The sequence below is a fragment of the Amycolatopsis sp. NPDC051106 genome (genome assembly GCF_040682775.1).
Taxonomy (GTDB): Bacteria; Actinomycetota; Actinomycetes; order Mycobacteriales; family Pseudonocardiaceae; genus Amycolatopsis.
In genome coordinates this window covers 67257-86986 of record NZ_JBFBBQ010000012.1, presented here as the reverse complement: position 1 = coordinate 86986, position 19730 = coordinate 67257, and the positions used below count along the sequence as shown (strand labels likewise).

Sequence of the window (19730 nt, the reverse complement as noted above, 5' to 3'; positions counted from 1 at the left end):
CACCCGTCGCCTGTCTCCCGGATTTCCGGTGGTGACCCACCGTGGGCGTATCGAAGACTTCCCCCACCGACGAGGAGAGGTGGCTGAATGAGCGAGATGCCCGCGACGCGAGCCCTGTTCGGGTTCGACGTCATCGGTTCGTCGAGCAACGACGACGACCTGCTTGACGAGGTCAGGCAGACGGCGGATGAGCTGGTGAGCGAAGCGTTCGACCACACCGGTGTCGACACGGCCGCACGAGTCAACTACTCGGGAACGGGTGACGGCTACCTGGCGGCGTTTCCCGAGTCGAGTCTGCCGGCTCTCATCGACGCCGCCCACTTCCTGCACGGCCGCCTGTACCTGCGGAACCGGCGCTCGATCCCAGCCATCGGATTGCGTCTGGCCGTTCACGCCGCGCCGATCCGAGTGGTGGACGGCGACAGCTTCCAGCGTCCGATGATCGAACTGGCCCGCCTGTTGGACGCGTCCGCCGTGAAGGACGTCGTCCGGCGCCTCGCCGACCGACGGCCGGTCACCGTGGTCACCGTCCTTTCGGCGCAGGCCTTTCGTACGGCGGTCCAGGCCGGACACACGAGCCGGCTGGTGAAGCACGACTTCAGCCGGCTCGTGATCACCAACAAGGAGTTCGAGGAAACCTCCTGGGTATGGATACCCGGCGTGGTCCTCGACAGCTTGCCCGCCACCGCCTCGCCCGAACCGGCTGCACCCACTCCGGCCGGCGGTGCCCAGGTGATCAACGGCGGAGTGCAGGGAACCGGGTTCATCGGCACGAACTCCGGCCCGATCGTCAACAACTACCTCGGCCGGAAACGCCCATGACCGCGACGGTCGAGAAGGACGCAGGCGAGGCCAAGGCTCCGGAACCGGACAGCCAGGAGCCGCCGGCGCGGGAACCCGAGAAAGCGGTTCTGACCAACAACGGCATTTACGCCGAGAACTTCTACGCCGGCGAGGAAATCGACGATGACAAGGAGGTCAAAACCGGCCTGGTCTACGGGCCGGTCGCGGATTCGCTGGTCGATCAGGCGGTGTCGGCGTTCTGCGTACCGGGAGGCTACGGCCAGGCCAGCCGGATCCTGGCCGAACACCGGCTGGTGCTCCTGTGCGGCCGCTCGAGCGGCCGCAGCCTGGCCGGCGTCCGGCTGCTGATCGACGCGAACCTGCACGACCTCAAAAGGCTCGACCCGACCCGCGGGGCCCGGGAGCTCCTCGACCTGAAGCAGAGCGGCAGCACGGCCGGTTACCTGTGGAACGACGTCAACGCGGACGAGTGGTGCGGCGAGCTCGACTACCACGTTCTCGGCCAGCTGGCCCACTCGCTCGTCGAGCTCGACGCCTACCTGGTGGTCACCTTCGCCAACGAGGACATCGACCTCGCACGCGCCCGACCCTACGTCGCCGAGATGACACCGGCCGAACCGGCCGAAATGGTCAGAGCCCACCTGCGGGCCAACGGGTACCCGGTCGATCTGGTGAAGGCATTGGACCGGGACGACGACCTCACGGACTGCGCACCGTGGCGCGCGTCCGAGATCGCCCGTCTGCTGGGTGCGATGGCCGACGGTCAGTACTCGGAAGACGACATCAAGGCGACCATCCGCCGCCGCGGTGACGAGGATGTGGCCGCGTGGTTCGCCGACAACGAAGACATCCCTGCTCGCGCCCTGGCGATCACCGTAGCGCTGATGGAGGACAGCGGCTACAACGACGTCGCGGCCGCGGCGAAGAAACTCGAAGACATCCTCAGCAACCCCGAGAACGACGAGCTCTGGCCGTACTTGCCACCGGACCTCTTCGAGGAAACCCGCGCCGAACGACTACGCCGAATTCGCGCGCAGATTCAATCTCCGGATAGCTGGCAGCGGATCGACGGCGAACCGGTCAAGTTCTCCAGACCGGGTTGGGGAGCGAGACTGCTCGCCTACGCCTGGAAAGAGTACGAACGCATCCGGCCGGCACTTCAGTCCTGGATGAGTGACCTGGACGGCGAACTCCCTTGGCTATCCGATCGGCACGAAGCTGCGATGAGCCGGTTCGGCCAGATGCTCGCGAAGGCGGCCGAACCGAATCCGTTCGACTGGGTGAGTTCGTGGGTGACCGGGTCGAGGTTCCAACAGTCGGCGGCGGCGTTGATCCTGAGCGGCCTGTGCGAGAACAGCGGCTACGTGCAAGGTGTCAAGAACCGGGTGAACTGGTGGGCACGGCACACCGCCGATGAGAAACTCCGTTTCACTGCAGCCCTTGTCTGCCGCAATACTTTCGGCCAAGACCATCCCGAATTCACGTTGAACCAGCTTAGGAGATTGACACGGGAATGTGACAGGTACCTGAAGCGCGAGATCATCCGATCGCTGAAGTCGCTGCTGGATGAATCCAGCAACCGCGGCCTGGTGCTCAGTAGCCTGCCCGTCTGGATCCTCCATGGTGGCGCCACGCAGCAGGACATCGCTACCCGATGCGCGATGACCGCGCTCTGCTTGGAGACTGGCGAACCACTGCAGTTCAAAGACCAGGAATCCGTGGCCGTCCGGATCTTGTTCACCGTCCTGCTCGAGCAGCCACGCCATCGGGAACTCGTCCTGTTCGGCCTGGCCATGTGGGCGATCGCGGCCGGCACTCGCACCGAACTGCGGCGGCACGTGAGCCGAGTTCTCAAACTACTGCTGGACGCCCCCGACGAGATCCTCGTGCGGCGGTTCTCGTACTTCCTGAGGAAGTACTTCACTGAAGAACCCAAATCCACTGCCCCACTCGCCGCGTTGACCGCTGAAGTCTTGAAGGAGCTGTCCGATGAGTGATGAGACCGAGAGTGTTGCGTGGCGAGGTGTGCGCCGCTGTGCCCGTCCGACCAGGAGCATTCTGCGGCACCAGTTGCGCAAGCGCGGGAGCACGGTCCTGATCGCCGAGTGCGACGACGGCCACTGGGCATCCAGCAATCTCCACCTCGGTGGTACGACCCAGGTCCAGAAGCTCGGCATCGCATTGGCGAAAAGCATCCGGAGGCTCTACGAAGTCGATGTGTCTAGCAGCACCTCGACGTTTCGAAGCGTGTTCGAGACGGAGCAGGAAGGCGCGATCGTCGAGGGCATCCTCACCGTCCGCTGGCGGATCACCGACCCCGTCGCGCTGATCAAGCAACCGAAGGTGGACCACGTCGACGCCATCCGCGCCGACATGGAGGACATCCTGCGTCCCCTGGTCCGCAAGACCACCCTCGACGAGATCGAGAAGCTGGCGATCAAGGTCGACGAACTGCTCGAAGCCATGCGCCCGCTCACCGGAGGGACGGTCTCCTGGGGCGAGGTCGACTCCCTGTTCCGGCTCACCGGGGAAGGCGCGCTCCACCGGTACTCCCTGGAGGAGATCCGACGAGCCCGCTTAGTCGACCGCGAACGCCGCGACATGGACCGGGAGCGGATCAAGTTCTACGCCGACGTGATCGATTCCGGCAAGGTCAGCCTGCTCGCGATGATGCTGAGCAACGACACGACGTCGGTTCGCGACGTGCTCAGCCAGATTCACCTGTACGACATCCCGATCGGGCGATCCGTGCTCGACGCCGACGACCCGTTCCGCAACGCGGTCGGGCGGATGATGAGTGAGGCGGACGACTTCGACCTCCACGAGATGCGGTTGGCCTGGCTTTCGAGCCTGACCAGCCGGAGCCGCGAGAGCGAGCTCAACAGGTTGCGGGACTCTCTCGGCGAGACTCTCGGTACCGAACCCATCACCTTGCACAACGGCCACAAGCCCTAACCGATCGGCCCTATCGCCGGGGCTCTAACCTGGGCCGATGACCACCGCCGACGAGCTGCTCCGCAGGCTCGCCGCCCTGGACCGCGAAGAGCTGGCGAGACTGCTCACCCACCGGCCCGACGTGCTCGAGGAACCGTGGCCGCGGCGGCTCGACGTCGTCGCGGCGCGGCTCGCCTCCGCCGAGTCCGTCAACGATGCCGTGCTCGGGTTGTCGCTGCCGCAGGTGCAGGTCCTGAGCGCGGTCCAGCTCTGTTACGCACTCGGGCAACGGCCGACGCCGGTCGGGGAAATCGCGCGGCTGCTCGGCACGACGGCCGATACGTGCGAATCCTTTGTGGACGATCTTGCCGAGCGAGCCCTGCTGTGGCACGACTCCGACGGCGTCCGGCTCCCGAAACTCCTGCAGAAGAGCAACTTCAGCGACGAAGGCCTCGGCCAGCCCGTCGGGGAACTGCTCGGGGAGATCGGCTCGAGCCGCGCGGCGCAGCTGACCCGGATCCTCGGGCTGCCCGAGGGCCGCCAGCAGCTCCTTCGCTTCTACCGCGACGGCGACCGCGTGCGCGAGCTGTTCCGCACCGCCCCCGAACCGACGCGGAAACTGCTGCAGGACATGGCCGACGGCGTCCCCGAGGCCGACGGGCTGCCGGCCTTCCACCACGCGGAGGGCTGGGCGTTCGAGCACGGTTTCCTGTTCGGCACCTACTACGGCAGCGCGGTCATGCCGATCGAGGTGTCGTTGGCCCTGCGCGGACCGGACCACCAGCTGCCGTTCACGCCCCACGAACCGGAGTACGCCGTCACGCACGTCGGCGCCGAGTCGGCCGAAGCCACGTCTTCGGCCGCCGCGCTGCGGCTGCTCGACCGCGTCTCGGCGGTCCTCGAACTCGCCGGCGCGGAGCCGTTGCCGCTGCTCAAGGACGGCACGATCGGCGCGCGGCTCGTCAAGAAGGTCGCCAAGGACACCGGGGCGACGCCCGCGGAGATCGAGCTGGCCATCGATCTCGCGGCGCAGGCCGGGCTGCTGCTCGCCGACGAACCGCCGCCACCGCGCCGCGGCCAGAAGGCGCCGCCGCCCACGCTGGCGCCGGACCCCGACCTCGCCCGGCCCGGGCCCGCGCTGCTCTACCGCCTGCTGCTGACGACCTGGTGGGAGCCGGCGCCGCCGGAGTACGGGACCGACGTCGACGCGCTGGTGCGACGTCTCCTCGTGCGGCTGCTGGCGCGGCTCGAGCCCGGCGCCGCGATCGCCGACGTCGATGAGCTGACCCGCCTCGCCGAGTGGCACGCGCCGATGCTGCCGGCGGAAGACTTCGCCGGTCATGTCCGGGACGCGCTCGAGGTGGCCGAACTCCTCGGCGTCGTCGCGCACGGCGCCGTCACCGCGACCGGCCGCGCCCTCCTCTCGGAGGACGGGCTCGTCGAAGTCACCGACGAGCTGGTCGCCCGCGCGCGGACGACGGCGTTGTTCGGCACCGACCTGACCGCGATCGTGCCCGGGTCGCCGGACGCCCGGCTCGCCGCGTCGCTCGACCGCGTCGCCGACCGCGAGGCCCAGGGCACCGCGACCAGCTGGCGGTTCTCCCCCGCGAGCGTCCGGCGGGCGTTCGACCAGGGCGCGACGGCCGCCGAACTGCTCGACGAACTCGGTGCGATCGCCGCGGGAGAGCTGCCGCAACCGCTGGTGTACCTGGTCAACGACGTCGCGCGGCGCCACGGTGAGGCACAGGTGCACGACGTCGCGAGCGTCGTCGTCGGCGAACCCGCCCTGCTCGCCGAGCTGGCCGCGCACCGCAAGCTCGCGAAACTCGGCCTGCGGGCGGTGGCACCGACCGTCCTGACGTCCACAGTGGACGCTTCGGGCACGCTCGAGGCGTTGCGGAGCGCGGGATACGCGCCGGCCCACCACGCCGCCGACGGCAGCATCGTGCTGCCCGCCCGCGAACCGGCCGAGCCCAAGGCCGTCGTCCGCGACGCCGGCCCCGCCGACCGGCCGCCCGATCCCCTCGAGCACGCCGAGCGGCTGCTCGCGGCCCCGGCGAGCGGCCCGAGCCTGCTGCGCGGGCAGCTCGCGCGGGCGATGAGCGACCGCTACGCCGGACGTCTCACGCCGAAGCAGCAACAGCTCTGCTGGCAGCTCGAAGCCGGGATCTCGGCGGACATCGGCTACCGGACCGACGGCGACCTCACCCGGCTCGTGATCGCCTACCCGGAGCTCGACGGCGACGTCCTGGACGTCTGGTCGCTCGGCGACCGTGCGTACCGGCGGCTCGAGCTGGCCCGGATCGAGCTCGGCTAGGCCTCGACGCCGGTGAGCCGCGCGTAGACGACGACGTTGTCGAGGTAGTTGCCGCTCGCCCGGTCGAACGCCCCGCCGCAGGTGATGAGCCGCAGCTCGGGGTCGGCCGTGTCGCCGTAGACCTGGTCCGTCGGGAACTCCGCCTTGGCGTAGCGGTCGACGCGGTAGACCGTGAAGACCGCCGTCCGGCCGTCGGTGCGCCCGACCCTCGCCTGCTCACCCGGGTGCAGCTCCTTGAGCCGGGAGAAAGCGCCGGGCACGTGCTTGTAGTCGACGTGCGCCGCCAGCACCGCCGGCCCGGCCTCGCCGGGCGACGGCGCGCCGGTGAACCAGCCGACCGTCGTGGCGTCACCGGGAACCTCGAGCTCACCGCCCGAAGTCAGCCCGAGGTCCTTGATCCCGTCGGCCCGCACGCCGATCGCCGGGATGCTCAGGGAGGCCGGTTTCGCTGCCGGGAGCCCGCCGCCGGACGGCGCGGCGGTGGACGACGGCGCGATCTCGACAGGCGTGGCGGACGGTGGGGCGACCTGCTCCGGCGGGTGCGGCGAGAAGGCGAGGACGAAGGCCACCACCAGGACCGCACCGAGCGCGGCGACGACCGCCGTGACCGCCGGCCACAGGCGCGGGTGCCTCAACTCGTGCGCCGGCGCAGGTAGAGCACCATGCCGCCGGACACCGCCGAGGCGAGCAGCGCACCGCTCAGCACCAGGAAGACGGGAGCGCCCTCGTCCGGCTCGCCGCCGCCGGTGGCGACGCCGCCGACCGGCTTCACCTTCACCTGGTTGCCCGTCGTGGACTTCTTGGGGGTGGTGGACTTCGGGGCGGTGTGGGTCTTCGTCGTGGGCGACGGCTGTTCGGCCGTCGGCGTGGACGTATTCTGCCGCGGACGCGGCGGCAGGGATTCGCAGGCGATTCCGTCGTGATCGGAATCGAGGTTGTTCGGGTCGCCCGGCGTTGCGTCGAGTACCGCCTGCGCCTCTTCCTGGTACTGGAAGTTCTTGCAGTCCAGGTCGGCCGCGAGCGGCGTCGCGAGCTGCGCGGAAGCGAGGGGAACAGGGCCGAGGAGAGCGAGCCCGGCGACGGCCGCGGCCGTCGTCAGGGCACGACGAAACAAGGACACCGGAAGGTCCTTTCAGGAAGAATCGGGGTTATTGTGTGGTAACTATCGCGGCCACGGCAGGCCTGTTACGTCCTGTTCCGGAATTTCGGAAACGGCGGCGCCTCACCAAAATCCGGCCGGCTCGTGATTATTTCCCCTTTGCCCGTGACCTGCGGAATCAGTGGCAGGAATGCGTACCGGCGGGTTTGTTACGAGTTCCGCGGTCACACTTTGGGGCTAATCGACCGGCCGTGGCGGGTGTGACGTGCGGACCAGCCGTCACCGCGGCGCGCGCGTACCCCGTAGCCTGGGGATATGCCGATCCAGGTACTGCTCGTCGACGACCACGAACTGGTCCGCCGCGGGCTCCGCGACCTCCTCGGCGACGAGCCCGACATCGAGGTCGTCGCCGAAGCGGGCAGCGTCGAAGAGGCCCTGGCGGTCGCGATGCACGTCGAGCCGGAGGTCGCGGTGGTCGACGTCCGCCTCGGCGACGGTGACGGCATCACGCTCTGCCGCGAGCTGCGGTCCAAGCCGAACCCGCCGGCCTGCCTGATGCTGACCGCGTTCGACGACGAAGAGGCGATGGTCGGCGCGATCATGGCCGGCGCCGCGGGGTATCTGCTGAAGCAGGTGCGGGGGCAGGACGTGGTGTACGCGGTCCGCGAGGTGGCGGCCGGGCGGTCGCTGCTGGACCCGGTGAGCACCGCGCGGGTGCTGGACAAGATGCGGCACCCGCCGACGGACGAGCTGGCGACGCTGACCGAGCGCGAGCGGGACGTGCTCGAGCTGATCGGCCAGGGCCTGTCGAACCGCGAGATCGCCGAACGGCTGTTCCTCGCCGAGAAGACGGTCAAGAACTACGTCACGTCGGTGCTGGCGAAGCTCGGCATGCAGCGCCGGACGCAGGCCGCCGCCTGGATCGCGCGCCGGGAGAAGTAACTCCGCGCAACCGCCTCGTCCGCAAGCCGCCGTTCGCTGCGTCCTTTTCACCGGTCGTCACGGTCCGCCATCCGAATCGGCGGTTTCGACCTGCCGTTTTCACTCGAATGTGAGTCGAATGGGTGTTCGAAAAGCCGGTACGATCTTCACTGAGGGCGAGGAAGGGAGGCGGGATGACCCGAGAAGGGTAGATCGTGCTCAGGCAAGTGGGAGGTCGAACGCGACGAGCGTGCCGAGGCTGGGTGAGGAGTTCAGGAAGAACTTGCCCCCGGCGGCGTCCGCGCGTTCGGCAAGATGACGCAGGCCACGGGTGGCGACGCCTTGGGGGACGCCGGAACCGTTGTCCCGGACACGGAGTTTCACGCCGCCGGAGTCCCTGGTCAGGGTCACGCGGGTTTCGCTCGCGCCGGAGTGTCTGACCACATTGGACAGAGCTTCGCGCAGGGCGGCCCGGATGTGGTCGGCGCTTTCCGCGGGAATGTCGGCGAATTCGCCGGACAGCTCCAGGGTCGGCGGGTACCCGAGTAGTTCGCCGGCGATGCGGACCTCGCCGCGCGCCGACTCGGCGAGGTCGGTGGGCGTGCCGGTGTCGTGGCGAGGCTCGGGCGACCTCAGCGCGCGCACGGTGCCCCGGATCTCCTCGATGGTCTGGTCGAGCTGGTCGATGGCGTCCGAGAGCCGCGCACCGTCGGCCTGGGCGAACCGCTTGCGCATGTTGCGCCGAACCCGGTCGAGCTGCATCCCGGCGCCGTAGAGGCGTTGGACGATGACGTCGTGGAGTTCGCGAGCGATCCGTTCCCGCTCTTCGTAGAGCGCGACGCGGTGGCGAGCGTTGGCACCTTCGGCGAGCGCGAGGACAACCCCGGCTTGGGCGGCGAAGGCAACGAGCATCTCGACGGTCCCCGCGGAGAACGGCTCGCGCCCGTGCTTCCGATAGACGGTGAGAGCGCCGAGAACCCGCCCCCCGGACCCGAACGGCGCGGCGGCGAAGGGCCCATAGCCCTGCAGTTCGGCAGGAACGTAGGGCGCGGTCCGCGGATCGACGGTGAAGTCGGCGCTGGCGATGGGCTCGCCGCCCCGAGCGACCCGCCCGGCAGCGGAGTCCGCGGAGAAAGCAAGCCCGCGCAAGGCCTCCCCGGCACTCACTCCGCTCACGGCGCCAGCGGTGCTTGCACCGCTGGCTGCGGCTGGGTCGCCGAGCGAAGCATGCGGTTCACTGGCGCGCTCTTCGGCCGCTCGGGCTTGGCCGCCGACCCTCGCGTCCGCCGAAGCCGGTCGAGCGTCGGCGCTCCAGTCGACGAGCGGGCCGGCCTGCTCGCCCGGCGCCGGATCACGGTCGTCGGAAGGGCTGCTTTCCGCCTTCGGGCCGGTCGGCTCGGCCGGGTGGGCGGTGGCGTAGTGGGCTGCCTCGACCACGACTCGGCCGTCCTCGGCGCTGACCATGGCCAGGCCCAGGTCCGCGTCGGCGAGTTCGGCCGCGCGGGCGACGACCGTGTCCAGCACCGCTCCTGGGTCGTCGCCGGACAGGGCGGTGCTCGTGATCTCGGTGGCGGCGGACAGCGCCCGCGCGGCAAGCGTCGGATCCATGAGTTCCGTCATTATCGCGCGACGCTGCGGCGGCGCGCCAAGCACGCTACGAGAATCGATCACGACACCGGCACCCGCGCCACGACCCGGCCGTCCCGCACCTCGAACACCACGTCCGCGCCGGCGGCTTCCTCGGCTCGGTGGGTCACGTGCACGACCGTCCGGCCCGCCAGCGCCGCCCGCAGATGCGCACGCACGACCTGGGCCGTCGGCTCGTCGAGGTGGGCGGTCGGTTCGTCGAGCAGCACCAGACCGGCCGACGGCGCCCCGAGCAACGCCCGCGCCAGCGCGACGCGCTGTGCCTGGCCGCCGGAGAGCCCGCTGCCACCGCTGCCCAGCACCGTCGACGGATCGAGGTCGCCGAGCGCGGCCTGCCGCAACGCCTCGCGCAGGTCTTCCGCGGTTGCCATCGGCTGTGCGAGCCGGAGGTTCTCGGCCACCGTGGTGCCGGCGAGCATCGGCTCCTGAGGAGCCCAGGCCACCCGCTCCGGGACGGCGACCACACCGCGCCGAGGAGCGAGAAAGCCCAGCAGCGCGGCCACGAGAGTCGACTTGCCGACACCGCTCGGCCCCACCACCGCGGCGTACGTCCCCGGCGCCAGGTCGAGGTCGACACCGCGCAAGACCACCGGCCCGCCCGGCCAGCCGAGATCAGCTCCCCGCAGCACCACGCGGTTGTCGTCTTTGTGCGGTACATGAACCGGCGCGGGTGTGTCGGCCAGGCGTTGCCGAGCGCGCTGGAGGGTGTCCCAGTGCTGGGCCGCCGGTGGCAAGAGCGTCAGTACCTCCGCCAGCGCCAGCGGCACCAGAGCCAGCAGCGGCGCGAGCACGGCGTCGAGCCTTCCGGCCGCGACCGCCTGGGCGGCCAGCGCCGTGCTCACCACCGCGCCCGTTCCGCAGGCCAGCGTGATCAACGCCTCCGCCGCGCCCGCGCCGAACGCCTGGCGGCGCGCCTGCCCCGCCAGCCGTGTGTCGGCCTCCGTGAGTGCGTGGCGATGGTCGCGATCCTTGCCGTACGCCAGCAGCTCCGCCGCCGCTTCGAACAGCACCAGGACTCGCGATGCCACTTCGCGCCGGCCGTCCGCCAGGGCCGTCGTCGCGCGGCGTTCGGCGTGCAGGGCCACCCATGGTGCGCACAGCCCCACCGCCACCGCCGCCGCCAGTACCAGACCGGCCGCCGGCAGGACCCATGTCTGCACGGCGATCGCGCCCGCCGCGACCAGCGCCACCACCAGCGGCGGCGACACCACCCGCGGCAGCAGGTCGCGCACCGTGTCGACGTCGGCGACCAAGCGGCGCTGCCCCTCGCCCGCACGCAAGCCCCGCGCGGGACCGAGCCGGACGAGCGAATTCCACAGCCGCACCCGGAGGCGGCCCGCGATGCGGAACGCCGCGTCGTGCGTGACCAGCCGTTCGACGTACCTCAGCCCGGCGCGGCCCAGCCCGAACGCGCGGACGCCGACCACCGCGACCGTCAGGGTCAGGATCGGCGGCTGCTGCGACGCCCTGGCGATCAGCCAGCCCGACGTCGCCGTCAGCGCCACCCCGGCCAGCAGTGCGAGCGCGCCCAGCGCCGCGCCGCCGAAGAGCCGGCCGTCGAGCAGTGCTCGCCACGCGATCGGCGACGCTGCAGTGTCCACAGTGGACTCTGCAGTGAGAACCGGGGCCTCGGACGGCAGGTCGACCGCCGCCGCGTGCTCGTGGGCCGCGATGACCGCCGCGGCGCCGTCGTCGACCGCTCGCTGGACCGCGTCGAGCACCAGCCGTGCGTTGGCCTCGTCCAGGTGGGCCGTCGGCTCGTCGAGCAGGAGCAGCCACGCGCCGTCCCGCACTCGCTGAAGCGCCCGGGCGACCGCGACGCGCTGACGTTGCCCCAGCGAAAGCCGGGCCACCGGCCGGTCCGCGAGCCCGGTCAGGCCGAGTTCGCCGAGCAAACCGTCGGAGCCGATCTCTTCGCGGACCGTGCCGCCGGTGAACACGGGCGACTGCGGCACCCACGCGACCTGCTCGCGCCAGCGCGCGAGGTCGGCGTCGGCCAGGTTCGTCAAGCCGATCGTGATGGCGCCGTCGTGGGCCGGGACGAACCCGAGCAGCGCCGCGAGCGTCGTCGACTTGCCGCCGCCACTCGGCGCGCGAAGCCAGACAGTCTCGCCCGGACGGACGCTGAACGTCTCGCCATCAGGCGCGAACCCGCCGCGTCGCGCCACGCGCAGGGCCGACACCCGAAGTGAGCCACGCGAAGGGACCGCGGTGCCAGGCGGGGGCACCGGCTCGGTCAGCAGGTCGGCGACGCGCCGGACCGCTTCGACGCCGTCCTCGCTGGCGTGGAACGCGGCGCCGACCGCGCGCACCGGCTGGTAGCACTCCGGCGCGAGGATCAGCACGCCGAGCCCGATGGCCAGCGGCAGGTTCCCGCCGGCGAGCCGGACGCCGATCACCACCGCGACCAGCGCGACCGACAGCGTCGCGATCAGTTCGAGGACGAACGCCGAAGAAAACGCGACCTTCAACGTCTTGAGCGTCGCGCGGCGGTGGCGTTCGGACAGCTGCCGGACCGTCTCGCCCTGCGCGGCGGCGCGGCGGAACGCGGTCAGCACCGGCAGCACGCGCACGAGCTCCAGGAGCCGTTCGGACATCCGGTGCGTCGCGTCGGTCGCGCCCGCGACGCGCCCGGCCGTGTACTTGCCGACGAGGATCGCGAACATCGGCAGCAGCGGCACCGTGAGCGCGACGATCACGCCGGACGGCCAGTCGGCGAACAGGATCGCCGCGCCGGCGCCGAGCGGCACGACCGCCGCCGTGACCAGGGCGGGCAGGTATTCGCGGAAGTACGCGTCGAGCGCGTCGAGGCCGCGGGTCGTCAACGCCGTCAGCTCGCCGTGGCCGCGGCGGGCGATCCACTCGGGCCCGAGGCGCAGCGCGTGGTCGACGGCCTTCGCGCGCAGCTCGCGTTGGGCGGTCGCGGCGGCGCGGGCGGAGACCGTGCGCACCGCCCAGCCGGTCAACGCGCGCGTCACGACGAGCGCGAGCAGCGCGGCCAGCTGGGCGGTGCGTCCCCCGGAACCCGCTCCGACGATCGCCGCGAGGACGTCGGCGAGCAGGAATGCCTGAGCCACCAGCGCGAGGGCGTTGAGGAAGGCGAGGAACCCCACCAGGGCCAGCGCCCGGCGCACGGCCGGCACGAGGGCCGGCAATGCGCCGAGCGGGCCCTTTCCCGGCCGCGCCGAGTCCACTGTGGACTCCGAGGCGGAAAGGGGAGCGCGTCCGGGAAGCTGTGACAACCGGGGCTCCGCCCCAGGCCGGGGGCTCCGCCACCCGGAACCCCCGAAAAAACGGTTCATCATGGCGCGTGGACCGCCGGGATGTGCTGGGTGCCGATGCGCTTGCGGAACACCCAGTACGTCCAGCCCTGGTAGATCAGCACGGCCGGGGCGCCGAAGACGGCGACCCAGGTCATCACGGTCAGCGTGTACGGGCTCGACGCGGCACCCTCGATGGTGAGCGTGTTGGCGACGTCGAGGGTCGAGGGCAGGACGTTCGGGAAGAGCGCACCGAACATGACCACCGCGGCCCCCGCGATGACGACGCCGAGCGCGGCGAACGCCTGGCCGTCGCGGTCGGCGCGCAGCCGCAGCCAGGCGACCACCGCGGCGAGAGCACTGATCCCGAACGCGAGCAGTGTCCACAGCGTGCCCGAGCGCCACTGGACGACCGACAGGAACGCGACGATCGGCACCATGGCAGCCGGCAGCAGCTTGAGCACCAGGCCATGGGCACGCTCCCGCAGGTCACCGCTGGTTTTGAGGGCCAGGAAGGTGGCGCCGTGCGTGAGCGAGAAGGCGACGACCGCGATCGCGCCGAGCAGGGTGTCCCAGCGGAAGGCGGCGAACGCGGAGCCGACGCGGTTGCCGGCGGCGTCGAGGGGCAGGCCCAGGACGGTGGTGGCGAGGATGAGGCCGACACCCAGCGGCGCGACCCACGAGCCGGTCATGATCACGCGGTCCCACGTGCGCCGCCAGCGCTCGGAGTCGACCTTCCCGCGGTATTCGAACGCGACGCCGCGGCCGATGAGGGCGAGCAGCACGATCAGCAACGGCAGGTAGGCGGCCGAGAACAGGCCCGCGTACCAGGCGGGGAAGGCGGCGAACATGGCTCCGCCGGCGACGATGAGCCAAACCTCGTTGCCGTCCCAGACCGGCCCGATGGTGTTGACCATGACGCGGCGCTCGGTGTTGTCGCGCGCGAGGACGGGCAGCAGCATCCCGACGCCGAAGTCGAAGCCTTCGAGGAAGAGGTAGCCGAGCCAGAAGAAGGCGATGACGGCGAACCAGATCGTGGCGAGGGTCATCGCGTCCCTCCTCGAGCGCGGTAGCCATGAGTTATCCACAACCGGTGGAGTTGTCCACAGGTCGGCTGTGGGTAACTCGGGAGAGTGAAGACACCAGCACTGTGGGTGTCCATCGAGTCCACCACCTCAGTACGCGAAGGCGAGCGTGTCGCCGTCGGTCTTGTCGGAGTCCTTCTTCGGTGGCGGCATGACCGCGTCGACGCCGCCGCGGATGTACTTGCGCATCAGGTACAGCTCCACCACGCCCAGCGCCGCGTACACCGTGGTCAGCGCGATCAGGGACGTCCACACCTCACCCGTCGTCAGGTGCGAGACCGCCTGGGCCGTGAACATCCACACCCCGTCGACGCCCGAGGGGTTCGGGACGACCACGAACGGCTGACGGCCCATCTCCGTGAAGATCCAGCCCGCGCTGTTGCCCAGGAACGGCGTCGCGATGCCGCCGAGGACCAGCAGCGGGAACCAGCGGCCGGCCGGAATGCGGTCCCGGCGCGTCAGCCACAGGGCCAGCAGGCCGATGCCCGCCGACACCGCGCCGAAGCCGATCATCATGCGGAAGCCCCAGTACGTCACCGGCAGGTTGGGCACGTAGTCGATCGGCTTGCCCGCCAGCGAACCCAGCGCGGGGTCGTCGGGGTAGTTCGTGCCGTACTTCGCCTGGTACTCGGTGATCAGGTCCTCGACGCCCTTGACCTCGGTCTTGAAGTCGTTGTGCGCCAGGAACGACAGCAGCGCGGGCACGTTGAACGTCTTGACGTCCTCGCAGTTGGCCCCGGCGACGTCGCCGATCGCGATGATCGAGAAGCTCGCCGGCTGTTCCGTGTGGCACAGCGCTTCCGCCGACGCCATCTTCATCGGCTGCTGCTCGAACATCAGCTTGCCCTGCGTGTCACCCGTGATCGCGAGGACCGCGAACGCCGCCACGCCGACCCAGCCGCCCAGCCGCAGCGAGGACCGCCACACGTCCTGATCCGAGCCGCGCCGCCACAGGTGCCAGCCCGCGACGCCCACCAGGAACGCCGCCGCCACCGAGAACGCCCCGGCCAGGGTGTGCGGGATCGCGGCGAGCGCCGTGTTGTTCGTCAGCACCGCCCAGATCGAGTTCATCGTCGGCTTGCCGTTCTCGAACGTCACGCCGACCGGGTGCTGCATCCACGAGTTCGCGGCCAGGATGAAGTACGCCGACGCCATCGTGGCCAGCGAAAACGCCCACGCGCACGCCAGGTGCACCTTCTTCGGCAGCCGGTCCCAGCCGAAGATCCACAGGCCGAGGAAGGTCGACTCGACGAAGAACGCGACGAGCCCTTCCATCGCGAGCGGCGCGCCGAAGACGTCGCCGACGAAGCGCGAGTACGCGCTCCAGTTCATCCCGAACTGGAACTCCTGCACGATGCCGGTGACGACGCCCATGGCGAAGTTGACCAGCAGCAGCTTGCCCCAGAACTTCGTCATCTTCAGGTGCCGCAGCTCGCCGGTGCGGACCCAGCGGGTCTGCATCGCCGCGACCAGGATCGACAGCCCGATGGTCAGCGGGACCATCAGGAAGTGGTAGACGGTGGTGATGCCGAACTGCCACCGCGCTAGCTCAAGGACCTCCACGTGGTCCAGCGTGCTCCGGAGCCGGGGGCCCAGCCAGATCAAGTGGTCCCCTCTGGCCCGGGACCAACGTCCCGGGTGACTACAGCCGGTCGAGCGCCTGGCGCGCCTCGTCCGCCACCGTCCGCCGCGGCCCGGCGGAACCCAGCTCCAGGACGTGCTCGAGCGCCAGCGCGTACGCCGTGTCGAACGCCCTCTCCGCGGCGACCGGCAGGTCCGGGCGGACGCCGGTGCCTTCCCAGTTCTCCCCCGTCTCCGGGTGGAACGAGCGCGCGATCGACACGGTCACGTCGAGGTAGGTGTCCACTTTGTACTGCTCACGCGGGTGCGCGCCGCCGCGGGTGGCTTCCCCGACCGTCTTCGCCCGGCCCTGCTGCTGGAGCGAGAACGCGAGGTCCTCGCCGCCGGAGAACGTCCGCGGCCCGGTCAGCACCCAGACCGGCTTGGTGCCGCCGAACCGCAGGCCCGGGACGTACGGCAGCGTCCACATCTGAGTCGTCCGGTGGCCCTCGCGCTCGTAGATGTCGAGGTAGTGCACCTGCTCGTCGACGAGGTAGGTCTGCAGCAGCGCGCTCGTGCCGGGGGTGCCGCCGCGGTTGCGGCGCACGTCCAGCAGGAGGGCGTCGGCAGGCGCGAGCAGCGTCATCGCCGCCGCGATCGCGGGTCCGGCCAGCTCGGGCGGGTAGAGCATCGTCGTGTCGAGGTAGCCGACGTTGCCGGCGAGTCTCTTGACCTCGGCGATGCCGAAGCCCTCCAGCTCGGCCTCGAGCCGGAACCCGTCGGAGTTCACGGCCGCGTCGCCGTCGTCGGCGACGGGGTCGAGGTGGTGGCGCAGGCGCAGGTGCTTGTCGCCGTTGACCGACTGCAGGTCCGTTGTGACGAGCGTCGCGAATTCCGCGTCACCGAGTCCGTCGTACGCGCCTTCGCCGAGACGCTGGCGAAGCGCTTCTGCCAGCTTCGCCGCGACATCCGGGAACACGTAGTGAGCTTCCAGCCGGCGGATGACCTCTTCGACCTGCGCAGCACGCGCCTCAGACCCCATGGCCGCCAACCTACCCCAGCCCACAATCGAATTTTCGGTGCGCCGAAGAAAATTGTGCGACGCGGCTTGATGACAAATTCACGACTGCCGATCCGGCAATTTCGCGCAAGCCATCAGCTTGCGCCGTTCCGAAACTCCCCTTTATCGTTGCAGTGAAAGGGGCGAGAAATACACATGACTCCCGCAATGGTGGCGCTGATCAGCGCGTTCGGCCTGGTCCTCGCGGTGGAACTGCCGGACAAGACGCTGGTCGCCACCCTGGTCCTGACCACGCGTTTCCGCGGTGGCCCGGTATTCGCCGGCGTCTGCGCGGCGTTCGCCGTGCAATGCGTCATCGCGGTCGCGTTCGGCAGTGTGCTGACGCTGTTACCGGACGTCGTCCTTTCCCTGGTGGTCGCCGCGATGTTCGGCCTCGGCTCTTTCATGCTCCTTCGCGAAGGATTCAGCGAAGCCGACGAAGCAGGCGAAGACGCTTCGCGCGTCGGTCCCGCCCCGCTCTCCTTCCTGCGCTCCGCGATGACGTCGTTCGGCGTGCTCTTCGCCGCCGAGTGGGGGGACGCCTCCCAGCTCGCGACGGCGAGCCTCGCCGCCCGCATCGGCAACCCCGTCGCCGTCGGCGTCGGCGCGTTCGCCGCGCTGATCGTCGTGGCCGGGCTCGCGGTGTTCATCGGCGCGAAGATCCGCAGCCGGATCAAGCCGAAGCTGATCCAGCGCTGCGCCGGGTTCGCGTTCGCCGGGTTCGCGGCGTTCGCCCTGCTCCAGCTGGCTTTCTGACCGCTGGTTCACAGGTTTGCCAGGTAACCTTCCGGAAACGGAAGGGTGGAAGCCAGGTGAACAAGCCCCTGCCCGCGGTCTCGCCGCTGCACGGCCGGATCGCACTCGGCGGCATCGGCCTCGCCGTGGCCATCTCGATCGACCTGCACCTGCGGCTCTCCGGCCAGGTCAGCCCGATCTGGCAGACGCTGTCGGAGTACGTCTACGGCAAGCTCGGCTCGTCGTCGGCCGCTCCCCTGTTCAGCGTGATGTGCCTGGCCCTCTCGCTCGGCTCGGTCGCCCTGCTCGCCGGCATCGCGAAGGCCCACCGGCCGGGCACCACCGCCGTCTGCGTGCTGACCGGCGTCTGGTCGGCCGGGCTCCTCGTGTGCGGGCTCGTCCCCGTGGACCCGGACGGGCAGGCGCGGTCGCTGTCCGGGCAGGTCCACAACATCGCCGCCCTCACGGCGTTCGTCGCCCTGCCGGCCGCCGCGTTCGTGCTCACCAGGCGCGGCCGCGAGCGCTGCCCGTGGGAGCCGCGCAGGACGACGATCCGGCGGCTCGCCACCGCGAGCTTCGCCGCCATCGGCGTGGTGCTAGCCGGGTTCGTCGTCACGCTCATCGTCGGCCCGGCGCAGCAGGACGTCACGCTGGGCCTGTTCGAGCGCCTGCTGTTCACGATCGACGTCGCCCTGCTGCTGACCATGGTCCGGCCGCTGCTGGCGGTTCCGCGCCGCTAGGCGCGCAGGATGTCGGCCAGCCGCACGGCGGCCGCGACGACCTGCGGGCCCACTTCGGCGGCCTTGAGCGGCTCCATCGAGACGACGCCGACGCTCGCCTTCAGGCCCGGCACCCCGCGCACCGGCGCCGCGACTCCGGACGCGCCCGCCTGCAGCTCACCCGTCGACGTCACCCAGCCGTCGCCGCCCGGGCGCAGGGACATCGCCTTGCCGGCCGCACCCGACGTCAGCGAGTGCCGGCTGCCGACGCGGTAAGCGACGTGGAAGCTCGTCCACGACGGCTCGACGACGGCCACCGCAAGCGCTTGCGTTCCCTGGGCGACCGAGAGGTGCGCGGTCGCGCCGACCTTCTCGGCCAGCTCGCGCAGCACCGGGCCGGCCGCGTCCCGCAGCTGCGGGAGGACCTGCCCGGCCAGCCGGAGCAGGCCGACGCCGAGCCGGACCTTCGTGCCGTCGCGCCAGACCAGCCCGCGCTCCGACAGCGGCACGAGCAGCCGGTAGACGGCCGCGCGGCTGGCCCCGATGGCCACGGCCAGCTCGGAGATCGTCGCCGCGTCGCCGCCGGCGTCGGCCACTGCCTGGAGCAGCGCCAAGCCCCGGTCGAGCGTCAGCGACCCCTCCCGGCCGGTCACAGCAAGCCGAGTTCGCCCATGTCGGCGACCGGCTGCTCGAACGACGCCGCCGCGTACGACGCGAAGAGCGCCCGAACGGCCTTCGCGGCCTGCTCGGACAACCCGCGGGCCTCATCGGCCAGCGCTTCGGCGTCGGTCGACTCCAGCGCCTCCCGGACGTCGCCGCCGGAGAGGCTGCGCCCGGAGGCCACGAGGAGGTTGAGGAAGCCGTGGTGCACGAAGCCGGTGTCGGGGTCGGCGTGCCGGACCGCGCGGTGCAGGCTGTTCGTCGCCTTGAACGACGCCCCGGTGGACCCGCTGACGACGGCGAGGAAGTCCGCCACCTCGTCGACGCTCGGGAAGTTCTCCCCCGCCTTGCCGCCGCAGCGGATCTTCGGCCAGCTGCCGTGCTCGATGACCTTCCGCACGCCGTCCAGCCAGCCGACGCCGCGCCGCGGCTCGACCACGCGGATGACGTCCTCCGGGACGAACTCCGAGACGCGCTCCAGCCAGACCTCGTCGACGTCCGACGGCGCCGGCATCTCGACCATCCGCAGCGCCAGGAGCTCGCTGCGCGACTCGACGATCGAGATCGCCTTCGGGACGCCACCGAGACCGGTGTCGATGATCAGCGAGAACGGCAGCGGCTGCTTCGGTTTGATCTTGATCAGCTCGGTGATCAGCTCCGGCAGCCGGGACGCCTGGCAGAGGAAAACCCCCAGTACACCGGCGTGTTCGGACTCCCGGATCGCGAAGTGCGCGCGCAGGGCTTCGGGCATGGCCGCATCGCCCGGAGGGAACAGCGCCGAGTCGTCGACGAGCCTCGCGAACAGGGGAGGGATTCCACGGGGGCCGGGGGGCGTGAGTTCCACAGCGCTTGACACGAATGACACGCTAGTAGCGTACGACATCAGGACAAAATCGTTCGCACAACGGACGCGCCAGAAGGGGTTGTCG

General features: G+C 70.5%; 16 protein-coding genes. 7 read left to right on the top strand and 9 right to left on the bottom strand.

What is annotated here, in order from left to right; genetic code table 11:
• Positions 1 to 195 precede the first annotated feature (195 nt).
• The 4 genes from AB0M83_RS12575 to AB0M83_RS12560 all read left to right on the top strand — a co-directional run bounded on the left by AB0M83_RS12575 (position 196) and on the right by AB0M83_RS12560 (position 6055).
• Positions 196 to 822 carry a hypothetical protein gene (locus AB0M83_RS12575; RefSeq protein WP_364516268.1) on the top strand — a complete coding sequence of 209 codons (627 nt, stop codon included), beginning with the start codon at positions 196 to 198 and terminating at the stop codon, positions 820 to 822.
• On the top strand, positions 819 to 2801 hold the full coding sequence (locus AB0M83_RS12570) for a hypothetical protein (RefSeq protein ID WP_364516266.1): 1983 nt from the start codon (positions 819 to 821) through the stop codon (positions 2799 to 2801). The genes AB0M83_RS12575 and AB0M83_RS12570 overlap by 4 nt, the downstream gene beginning before the upstream one ends.
• 250 nt (positions 2802 to 3051) lie before the next feature.
• Positions 3052 to 3759, top strand: coding sequence for a hypothetical protein (locus AB0M83_RS12565; protein ID WP_364516264.1), 708 nt, complete (start codon positions 3052 to 3054; stop codon positions 3757 to 3759).
• A gap of 37 nt (positions 3760 to 3796) precedes the next feature.
• Positions 3797 to 6055, top strand: coding sequence for a helicase-associated domain-containing protein (locus AB0M83_RS12560; protein ID WP_364516262.1), 2259 nt, complete (start codon positions 3797 to 3799; stop codon positions 6053 to 6055).
• Here AB0M83_RS12560 and AB0M83_RS12555 read toward each other — a convergent pair.
• Positions 6052 to 6690 (bottom strand): class F sortase, encoded by a 639-nt coding sequence (locus tag AB0M83_RS12555; protein WP_364516260.1) that lies wholly within the window; start codon positions 6688 to 6690, stop codon positions 6052 to 6054. The two genes, AB0M83_RS12560 and AB0M83_RS12555, sit on opposite strands and share 4 nt — an antisense overlap.
• Positions 6687 to 7175, bottom strand: a complete 489-nt coding sequence (locus AB0M83_RS12550) for an excalibur calcium-binding domain-containing protein (RefSeq protein WP_364516258.1) — start codon at positions 7173 to 7175, stop codon at positions 6687 to 6689. Before AB0M83_RS12550 ends, AB0M83_RS12555 begins: the two co-directional genes overlap by 4 nt.
• A 294-nt stretch (positions 7176 to 7469) precedes the next feature.
• On the opposite strand from AB0M83_RS12550, the gene AB0M83_RS12545 reads away from it, so the two are divergent.
• Positions 7470 to 8096, top strand: a complete 627-nt coding sequence (locus tag AB0M83_RS12545) for a response regulator transcription factor (RefSeq protein WP_155548437.1) — start codon at positions 7470 to 7472, stop codon at positions 8094 to 8096.
• A 198-nt stretch (positions 8097 to 8294) separates the two neighbouring features.
• Here AB0M83_RS12545 and AB0M83_RS12540 read toward each other — a convergent pair whose 3' ends face one another.
• The 5 genes from AB0M83_RS12540 to AB0M83_RS12520 all read right to left on the bottom strand — a co-directional run bounded on the left by AB0M83_RS12540 (position 8295) and on the right by AB0M83_RS12520 (position 16669).
• Entirely contained in the window at positions 8295 to 9683 is a 1389-nt protein-coding gene (locus AB0M83_RS12540) for a histidine kinase (RefSeq protein WP_364516405.1), read from the bottom strand.
• 59 nt (positions 9684 to 9742) lie between these two features.
• On the bottom strand, positions 9743 to 12916 hold the full coding sequence (gene cydC, locus AB0M83_RS12535) for a thiol reductant ABC exporter subunit CydC (protein ID WP_364516403.1): 3174 nt from the start codon (positions 12914 to 12916) through the stop codon (positions 9743 to 9745).
• A 107-nt stretch (positions 12917 to 13023) separates the two neighbouring features.
• Positions 13024 to 14031: a cytochrome d ubiquinol oxidase subunit II gene (cydB, locus tag AB0M83_RS12530; RefSeq protein ID WP_364516256.1), complete on the bottom strand. Its 1008-nt coding sequence runs from the start codon at positions 14029 to 14031 to the stop codon at positions 13024 to 13026.
• 126 nt (positions 14032 to 14157) lie between these two features.
• A complete protein-coding gene (locus tag AB0M83_RS12525) occupies positions 14158 to 15630 on the bottom strand; it encodes a cytochrome ubiquinol oxidase subunit I (protein WP_364516254.1) in 1473 nt (490 codons plus the stop codon).
• 79 nt (positions 15631 to 15709) lie between these two features.
• Positions 15710 to 16669: a S41 family peptidase gene (locus tag AB0M83_RS12520; RefSeq protein WP_364516252.1), complete on the bottom strand. Its 960-nt coding sequence runs from the start codon at positions 16667 to 16669 to the stop codon at positions 15710 to 15712.
• A 186-nt stretch (positions 16670 to 16855) separates the two neighbouring features.
• On the opposite strand from AB0M83_RS12520, the gene AB0M83_RS12515 reads away from it, so the two are divergent.
• Together AB0M83_RS12515 and AB0M83_RS12510 are read left to right on the top strand one after the other, a co-directional pair.
• Positions 16856 to 17443: a TMEM165/GDT1 family protein gene (locus AB0M83_RS12515; protein ID WP_364516401.1), complete on the top strand. Its 588-nt coding sequence runs from the start codon at positions 16856 to 16858 to the stop codon at positions 17441 to 17443.
• A gap of 56 nt (positions 17444 to 17499) precedes the next feature.
• Complete coding sequence (locus AB0M83_RS12510; protein WP_364516250.1) at positions 17500 to 18162, top strand: DUF998 domain-containing protein; 663 nt, start codon at positions 17500 to 17502, stop codon at positions 18160 to 18162.
• Here the strand turns inward: AB0M83_RS12510 and AB0M83_RS12505 are convergent.
• Both AB0M83_RS12505 and AB0M83_RS12500 read right to left on the bottom strand, forming a co-directional pair.
• Positions 18159 to 18794 (bottom strand): helix-turn-helix domain-containing protein, encoded by a 636-nt coding sequence (locus AB0M83_RS12505; RefSeq protein ID WP_364516248.1) that lies wholly within the window; start codon positions 18792 to 18794, stop codon positions 18159 to 18161. The genes AB0M83_RS12510 and AB0M83_RS12505 overlap by 4 nt on opposite strands.
• Positions 18791 to 19645, bottom strand: a complete 855-nt coding sequence (locus AB0M83_RS12500) for a hypothetical protein (protein ID WP_364516399.1) — start codon at positions 19643 to 19645, stop codon at positions 18791 to 18793. The genes AB0M83_RS12505 and AB0M83_RS12500 overlap by 4 nt, the downstream gene beginning before the upstream one ends.
• Positions 19646 to 19730: the final 85 nt, after the last annotated feature.

Excerpts from the sequence above, each read along its gene's own strand:
- AB0M83_RS12570 (WP_364516266.1), top strand. The coding sequence starts at position 819 with ATGACCGCGACGGTCGAGAAGGACGCAGGCGAGGCCAAGGCTCCGGAA.
- AB0M83_RS12560 (WP_364516262.1), top strand. The coding sequence starts at position 3,797 with ATGACCACCGCCGACGAGCTGCTCCGCAGGCTCGCCGCCCTGGACCGC.
- AB0M83_RS12545 (WP_155548437.1), top strand. The coding sequence starts at position 7,470 with ATGCCGATCCAGGTACTGCTCGTCGACGACCACGAACTGGTCCGCCGC.
- AB0M83_RS12540 (WP_364516405.1), bottom strand. The coding sequence starts at position 9,683 with ATGGATCCGACGCTTGCCGCGCGGGCGCTGTCCGCCGCCACCGAGATC.
- cydB (WP_364516256.1), bottom strand. The coding sequence starts at position 14,031 with ATGACCCTCGCCACGATCTGGTTCGCCGTCATCGCCTTCTTCTGGCTC.
- AB0M83_RS12520 (WP_364516252.1), bottom strand. The coding sequence starts at position 16,669 with ATGGGGTCTGAGGCGCGTGCTGCGCAGGTCGAAGAGGTCATCCGCCGG.
- AB0M83_RS12515 (WP_364516401.1), top strand. The coding sequence starts at position 16,856 with ATGGTGGCGCTGATCAGCGCGTTCGGCCTGGTCCTCGCGGTGGAACTG.